Here is a 6,834-nt window from a genome sequence, read left to right as displayed (position 1 = left end):
GGCTGTCCGATAGGGCTTTCTGTCGCGCATCATGGCGTTGAGGATGGTGAGCAGCTTTCGAGCAACGGCAATGAGGGCAAGCTTGGCCGGTTTGCCGGCCTGGCGCAGCCTTGCATAGAAGACCTTGAAGGGGTCGGCGCGCCGGACGGCGTTCAGGGCGGCCATATAGAGGGCATCGCGGACGCGCTTGCGCCCGCCGCCGATCTTGCGCTTGCCACGGCAGGTACCGCTGTCGACATTGAAGGGAGCCAGTCCGGCAAGGGCAGCTGCCTGCTTGGGCCCGATGCGGCCGAGTTCCGGCATCTGGGCGATCAGCTGCGTGCATGCGACCGGCCCCACGCCAGGTACCGTGCGCATCAGCTGGGCATCTTCCGAGATCTCGGGCTCGGCCTTGATGAGCGCGCTGATCTCGGCCTCGATCTCGGCGATCTCCTCGTCGAGAAAGTCGATGAAGCGGGAGATGCGGCTGACGATGGCACGGTCAGCGGCTTCGCTGCGACGGTTCTTCTCCTGGCTGCGCGTCAGAACCATTTGATCACGCCGTTTGGCCAGCCATGTGAGGGCTTCGCGAGCTGGCGTGATGACGGCTTCGGTCTCGGGCCGCATGGCGCGGGCAAAGGCGGCGAGCATGCGCGCGTCGATCGGATCGGTCTTGGCGAGCTGTCCACAGGCGCGGGCAAAGTCGCGGGCTCGTGCTGGGTTGATCCGGGCGAAGCGGATGCCGGCCTGGCGCAATGCCTCGCGGAGTTCGCGGTCATAGACCCCGGTCGCCTCAAACACCACCAACGCATCGCATCGCCAACGCGCCACCAGCTCTGTGATGGCATGTGGCGCGTTGGCGATGCGCTCCGGCACTCCGACGGCCTCATCAAAGATATCGAGATGGTGTTTGGAGACGTCGATTCCGACGTAACGAAGGGATATGATCATGGTGCCTGTCCCTGTGATGCGAGGTCTGTTGACGCAGCCTCGTGCAACTGTTCAGGTTTGTAGATGGAACGGGCGGGAGACCGAGCCGGCTCACGGCGTCAAGCGCCAAGGACCCAACGGCTTCCCACCCACCCCATCATGACAGACTCTCCAGACACAGGGACCCATTACCCCGAATGCGAATTGCCTTGCTATGCTGGGGCCGCAGCTCTCTATGGATTCTGGCTTTTCGCCAGGACAACGCATCGAAAGGATCGTGGGCTCGTTCAGCCCGCCGATCCGGAGCGGCCCCCAAGAACAAAAACGCCCCCGAGACGGGGGCGTTTTGCGTGTGATCGCCAGGGCGATTGCGAAGCGGACTTTAGTCCTTCTTGAGGAAGCCCGAAAACTTCTTCTGGAAGCGCGAGACGCGGCCGCCGCGGTCCATCAGCTGCTGGGTGCCGCCGGTCCAGGCCGGGTGCGACTTGGGGTCGATATCGAGGTTCAGCGTGTCGCCTTCCTTGCCCCAGGTCGAGCGGGTCAGGTACTCGGTGCCGTCGGTCATGACGACCTTAATCGTATGATAATTCGGATGAATATCGGCTTTCATGACAGTTCCTTCGGCGCGCCGGCGCCCGTCTCAAGATGTCTGGAATACGGGATTTGCGCGGGTCTATAACCCATGGAGCCCGCCAAAACAAGCCAAGAAAGGGCCTAAGCCCATCACCGGATTGGGACTTTACCGGATTTGCCAGCCGGGGGTCGGCGGGCCTATGTGGGGGGCGATAGAACCGGTCTAGATTGATGAGCGTAGCCGAACAGCTTGAGACCCCGGGCGGCGCCCCGCAGCCCCCGCGCGACGCGTTGCTCGATGAGGAAGCCTTCATCGAGAGCCAGATCACGGAGCCGGCGAAGAGCCGCGCCCGGTTGCGGCCGTTGCTTGCGCTCGCGCCCTATGTGGCGCGCTACAAGGGCCGGGCGATCCTCGCGCTGATCTCGCTGACGATCGCCGCGATCACCACGCTGATCGTGCCGGTCGCGGTGCGGCGGATGATCGACATGGGCTTCACGCCCGAAGGCATCGCGATGATCAACAGCTATTTCAGCGTGATGATCGCGGTCGTCGCGGTGCTCGCCTGTGCCAGCGCCTCGCGCTACTACCTCGTGATGACGATCGGCGAGCGCATCGTCGCGGATCTTAGGCGCGACGTGTTTGCGCATCTGATTTCGCTGTCGCCCTCGTTCTTCGATTCCGCACGGAGCGGCGAATTGGTGTCGCGGCTCACCGCCGACACCACGCAGATCAAGTCCGCGGTCGGCGCCTCGGTATCGATCGCGCTGCGCAATCTGATGCTGTTCTTCGGCGCCGCCGCGATGATGGTGATCACCAGCCCGCGGCTGTCCGGCTTCGTGCTGCTCGCGATCCCGATCATCGTGATTCCGCTGGTGGCGTTCGGCCGCTGGGTGCGGCGGCTGTCGCGCACCGCCCAGGACACGCTGGCCGATGCCAGCGCCTATGCCTCGGAGCTGGTCAATGCGATCCGCACCGTGCAGGCCTATACCGGCGAGCGGCTCGCCAGGACGCGTTTTGCCGGCGAGGTCGAGCAGGCCTACCAGGCCGCGCGCAGCTCGACCAAGGCGCGCGCGGTGCTGACGCTGATCGTCATCTTCATCGTGTTCGCCAGCGTCGTCGTGATCCTCTGGGTCGGCTCGCACGACGTGCTGGTCGGAACCATCAGTCCGGGCCGGCTCGGCCAGTTCATCCTCTACACGGCGTTCGCCGCGAGCGGCCTTGGCCAGCTCAGCGAGGTCTGGGGCGAGGTCTCGGCCGCATCGGGCGCTGCCGAGCGGCTGTTCGAGATCTTGCGCGTCAGGCCGCAGATCGCGGCGCCCGCTTCGCCGCGCGCGCTGCCGCAGCCGGCGCGCGGCGATGTCGGCTTCGACCATGTCAGCTTCGCCTATCCGACCCGGCCCAACGCGCTCGCGGTCGATGGCGTGTCGATGGAGGTGCGATCGGGTGAAAAGGTCGCGATCGTCGGTCCGTCCGGCGCCGGCAAGAGCACGCTGTTCCATCTGCTGCTGCGCTTCTACGATCCGAAGTCCGGCACGATCTCGCTCGACGGCGTGCCGATCCGGCAGGCCGATCCGGGCGAGGTGCGTGCGCGCATCGCGCTGGTGCCGCAGGATTCCGTGGTGTTCGCCGCAAGCGCCCGCGAGAACATCCGGTTCGGCCGGCCCGATGCCACCGATGCCGAGGTCGAGCGCGCCGCCGATCTCGCCCATGCCACCGAATTCCTGCGCCGGCTGCCCGGCGGCTTCGACACCCAGCTCGGCGAGCGCGGCGTGACGCTGTCCGGCGGCCAGCGCCAGCGCATCGCGATCGCGCGCGCGATCCTGCGCGATGCGCCGCTGCTGCTGCTCGACGAGGCGACCTCGGCGCTCGACGCCGAGAGCGAGACGCTGGTGCAGACCGCGCTGGAGGAACTGATGCGCCACCGCACCACGCTGGTGATCGCGCATCGGCTGGCGACCGTGTTGTCCTGCGACCGTATCCTGGTGATGGACCAGGGCAGAATCGTCGAGCAGGGCACCCACGCCGAGCTGGTCGCCGCGGGCGGCCTCTACGCCCGGCTGGCCCGACTGCAGTTCGAGGGAATCTGAGCGAATTGGGCCGCGGCGCGCTCCGCCTATGCGATTCCTATGCGATCGCGCGCGCGCTCCCCTCGAAAACCTATTCCCGCGCAAGGATAGTCGCGCCGCGCCCGACCTCCCTCGGCAGCCGAAGGAGGTCAGGCGCGCGGGGTGTTCGACTGATGCGCGAGAATGCGACCGAACCGGAGAGCAAGCTGCTCCGTGCCTGGCAGCTTGCCGTGCTGCGCTTCGCAGTGACGCTCGACGACGACGATCGGATGCACGCGCTCGGTGTGGCCGGCGAGGTCGACCGGCTGGGCGGCGCGGCCGATGACGCCTTCCATTTCTTCCGCAGGACGACCGCGGAGCTGTGCGCGGCGATCTCCGCTCAAGGCGCGGATCAGGAGGGCGTCATCCGGCGGTTCCTGGCGCAGATCGACAATGTCAGGCTCAAGCGCGCGGTCGAGGCGGCGATCGCCAACGACCGCACGCCGCCGAAACTCGTGGCGAGCCGCGTGAAGCCCGGCTTCGATCTCTGGCGCGGGCTGGCGCCGCGGCGTGCAACCGGAACGTAGGAAGGGCCTCACTCTGCAATCGCCATCACGGCGCGGCGGATATTCCGTCACAGCATGTCGCCACAACCCTGGCCGGCTTGCTGCGACCAGTGCGATGCGCTTCTCTGTGCTCGACAGGAGACCGGTCGGTTTCGGAATGCGGGGAGTGGCGAGATGGGTGGCTTGGTGATCAGCGGCGGCCGGGTGGTGGATCCGGCCAGCGGGATGGACGCGATCGGCGATGTCGCTGTGGTCGACGGCAAGATCGCCGCGGTCGGCAGCGGCCTCGGCGGGGCCGAGCGGCAGATCGACGCGACCGGGCTCGTGGTGGCTCCGGGTTTCATCGACCTGCACGCGCATGGCCAGACCATTCCGGCCGATCGCATGCAGGCGTTCGACGGGGTGACGACCTCGCTCGACCTCGAGGCCGGCGTGTTGCCGGTCGCGTCCTGGTACAAGCGCCAGGCCGAGAAGGGCAGGGTGCTGAACTACGGCGCTGCCGCCAACTGGGCCTTCGCGCGCATCGGCGCGATGACCGGCTCGAATTCGGAGAGCTCGCTGGAATCGTTTGGCGCCGCGATGCGCGATCGCCGCTGGATCGAGAACGTCGCGACCGAAGGCGAGGTCGGAGGCATCCTCGACCGCCTCGCGATCGGCCTGAACGAGGGCGGTATCGGCATCGGCATTCTCAACGCCTATGCGCCGGGCGCCGGCGTGCAGGAATTGACCGCGGTGTGCCAGCTCGCGGCCGATCATGCGGTGCCGACCTTCACCCACGTCGCCTACATGTCGCGGATCGATCCAGAGAGCGCGGCGGAAGCCTATATCCGCCTGATCGGTTATGCCGGCGCCACCGGCGCGCACATGCACATCTGCCACTTCAACTCGTCGAGCAAGACGGATATCGAACGCTGTGTCGCGCTGATCGCGAAAGCGCAGGCGCAGGGCCTGCCGATCACGGTGGAGGCCTATCCCTACGGCACCGGCTCGACCGTGCTGGCGGCGACCTTCTTCAGCGATCCGAAATTCGAGGAGCGCAACGGCCTCGGCTACGATTCGGTGCAGCGCGTGACCGATGGTCACCGTTTCGGCAGCCGCGAGGAGCTGCTGGCGGCACAGGCCGAAGAGCCCTCGACCTTGGTGCTGTGGCACGTGCTCGACATCGAGAACAACGCGCATCATCGCGATCTGCTCGACATGGCGGTGCTGTATCCGGGCGGCGCGATCGCCTCCGACGCGATGCCGTGGACGCTGTCGGATGGCCGCGCCTACAGCGGCGACGCCTGGCCGCTGCCCGACGATGCCACCTCGCATCCGCGCTCGGCGGGCTGCTTCACCCGCTTCATCCGCGAATGGGTGCGCGAGCGCAAGAAAGTGTCGCTGCTCGAGGGCATCCGCAAATGCGCGCTGATCCCGGCCGAGATCCTGTCGGCGAGCACGCCGGCGATGCGGGCCAAGGGCAGGCTGCAGGCCGGCGCCGACGCCGATGTCGTGGTGTTCGACTTCGAGACACTGAGCGACCGCGCGACCTTCTCCGCGATGAATCGTCCGGCGGAGGGCGTGCGGCATCTCGTGGTCAGCGGCCAGCCGCTGATCAGCGATGGCGTGCTCGATGTCGCGGCGCGTCCCGGCCGGCCGGTGCGCCGGCCCGTCACCGGGGGCTGAGGTGCCGGTCCCGATCCTGCTGGTCGCGGGCTTCCTCGGGGCGGGCAAGACCACGGTCGTCAACCATCTGCTGGCGCATGCGCAAGGGCGGCGCATCGCCGCCGTGGTCAACGATTTCGGCGCGATCAATATCGACGCGGAGCTGATCGCGGGCGCCGGCGACGGCGTGGTCAGCCTGAGCAATGGCTGCATCTGCTGCACGCTGGAGGGCGACCTGCTGCGCACGCTCGCGACGCTGCTGCGGCGTGATCCGCGTCCCGAATTCATCGTGATCGAGACCAGCGGGATCGCCGATCCCGCCGACATCGTGCGCAACCTGATGGATCCCGTGATCTGGAAGGAGGCGCCGCTGGAGACCGTGCTCTGCGTGGTCGACGCGACGCAGCCTGCGGCGATGCTGAACGATGCGCTGCTGCGCTCGCAGCTGCGGGCGGCGGACGTGGTGGCGCTGAGCAAGGTCGATCTCGCCGATGCCGCCGCGCGTGCCGCGATCCGCGACGCCGTGCGCGCGGTGCGTCCGGCGGCCGTGGTGGTCGATGCCTTGCATGGCGAGGTGCCGGCCGCGCTGCTGTTCCCGGCGGATCTCGATCATGTGCCGGCGCCGCGCGAGACCCAGCCACGACGGCCGGCGTCTGATCGCTTCGAGACGCTGAGCTGGACCTCGGAGCGGCCGGTGCTGCTGCCGCGTTTGCAGCAGGCGATCGGCAGGCTGGCGCCGAAGCTGGCGCGGGCGAAGGGATTGTTCGAGACGGTGGAGCAGCCCGGCCGGCTGACCGTGTTTCAACTCGCCGGCGGCCGCGCGACCTTGGCTGCGGGGGGCGTGCCGTCGCCCGGCGTGCCGCGCACGCGAATCGTGTTCATCGCCGAGATGGGCGCTCTGTCGGGCGCGGAGATTGATGAGGTGATGCAGGGATGCGTCGAAGCCGGGTGAAGCAAACCTCCATTTCCCGTCATCCTAAAAGGAGCGCGTCTCGAAGGATGCACGGCCCGGCTGGTGGCCGTCGACCCTTCGAGACGCCGCTGCGCGCTCTTCAGGATGACGGGACTAGAGGGAATCCGCATCAGCCGCAGATGC

At 67.5% G+C, this 6,834-nt stretch carries 6 protein-coding genes; 4 read left to right on the top strand and 2 right to left on the bottom strand.

Going from position 1 to position 6,834, the window contains the following annotated elements:
• The coding region (locus tag E2I15_RS28200) for an IS110 family RNA-guided transposase (protein WP_155262594.1) at positions 1 to 930 on the bottom strand (930 nt) is incomplete at its 3' end.
• Between the two features lie 361 nt (positions 931 to 1,291).
• On the bottom strand, positions 1,292 to 1,519 hold the full coding sequence (gene rpmE, locus E2I15_RS28195; protein ID WP_016845230.1) for a 50S ribosomal protein L31: 228 nt from the start codon (positions 1,517 to 1,519) through the stop codon (positions 1,292 to 1,294).
• Positions 1,520 to 1,713: 194 nt separating this feature from the next.
• On the opposite strand from rpmE, the gene E2I15_RS28190 reads away from it, so the two are divergent.
• The 4 genes from E2I15_RS28190 to E2I15_RS28175 all read left to right on the top strand — a co-directional run bounded on the left by E2I15_RS28190 (position 1,714) and on the right by E2I15_RS28175 (position 6,690).
• Positions 1,714 to 3,570, top strand: coding sequence for an ABC transporter ATP-binding protein/permease (locus tag E2I15_RS28190; RefSeq protein WP_137478838.1), 1,857 nt, complete (start codon positions 1,714 to 1,716; stop codon positions 3,568 to 3,570).
• A 152-nt stretch (positions 3,571 to 3,722) separates the two neighbouring features.
• On the top strand, positions 3,723 to 4,115 hold the full coding sequence (locus E2I15_RS28185) for a hypothetical protein (RefSeq protein ID WP_246668054.1): 393 nt from the start codon (positions 3,723 to 3,725) through the stop codon (positions 4,113 to 4,115).
• A 153-nt stretch (positions 4,116 to 4,268) separates the two neighbouring features.
• Positions 4,269 to 5,759: an amidohydrolase family protein gene (locus tag E2I15_RS28180; protein WP_137478840.1), complete on the top strand. Its 1,491-nt coding sequence runs from the start codon at positions 4,269 to 4,271 to the stop codon at positions 5,757 to 5,759.
• 1 nt (position 5,760) lies between these two features.
• Positions 5,761 to 6,690, top strand: a complete 930-nt coding sequence (locus E2I15_RS28175; RefSeq protein WP_137478841.1) for a CobW family GTP-binding protein — start codon at positions 5,761 to 5,763, stop codon at positions 6,688 to 6,690.
• Positions 6,691 to 6,834 lie beyond the last annotated feature (144 nt).

Source organism: Bradyrhizobium sp. BR2003 (assembly GCF_009720285.1).
GTDB lineage: Bacteria > Pseudomonadota > Alphaproteobacteria > Rhizobiales > Xanthobacteraceae > Bradyrhizobium > Bradyrhizobium elkanii.
Note: the sequence above shows the minus strand (reverse complement) of the source record. Positions and strands in the feature narration are given on the sequence as shown.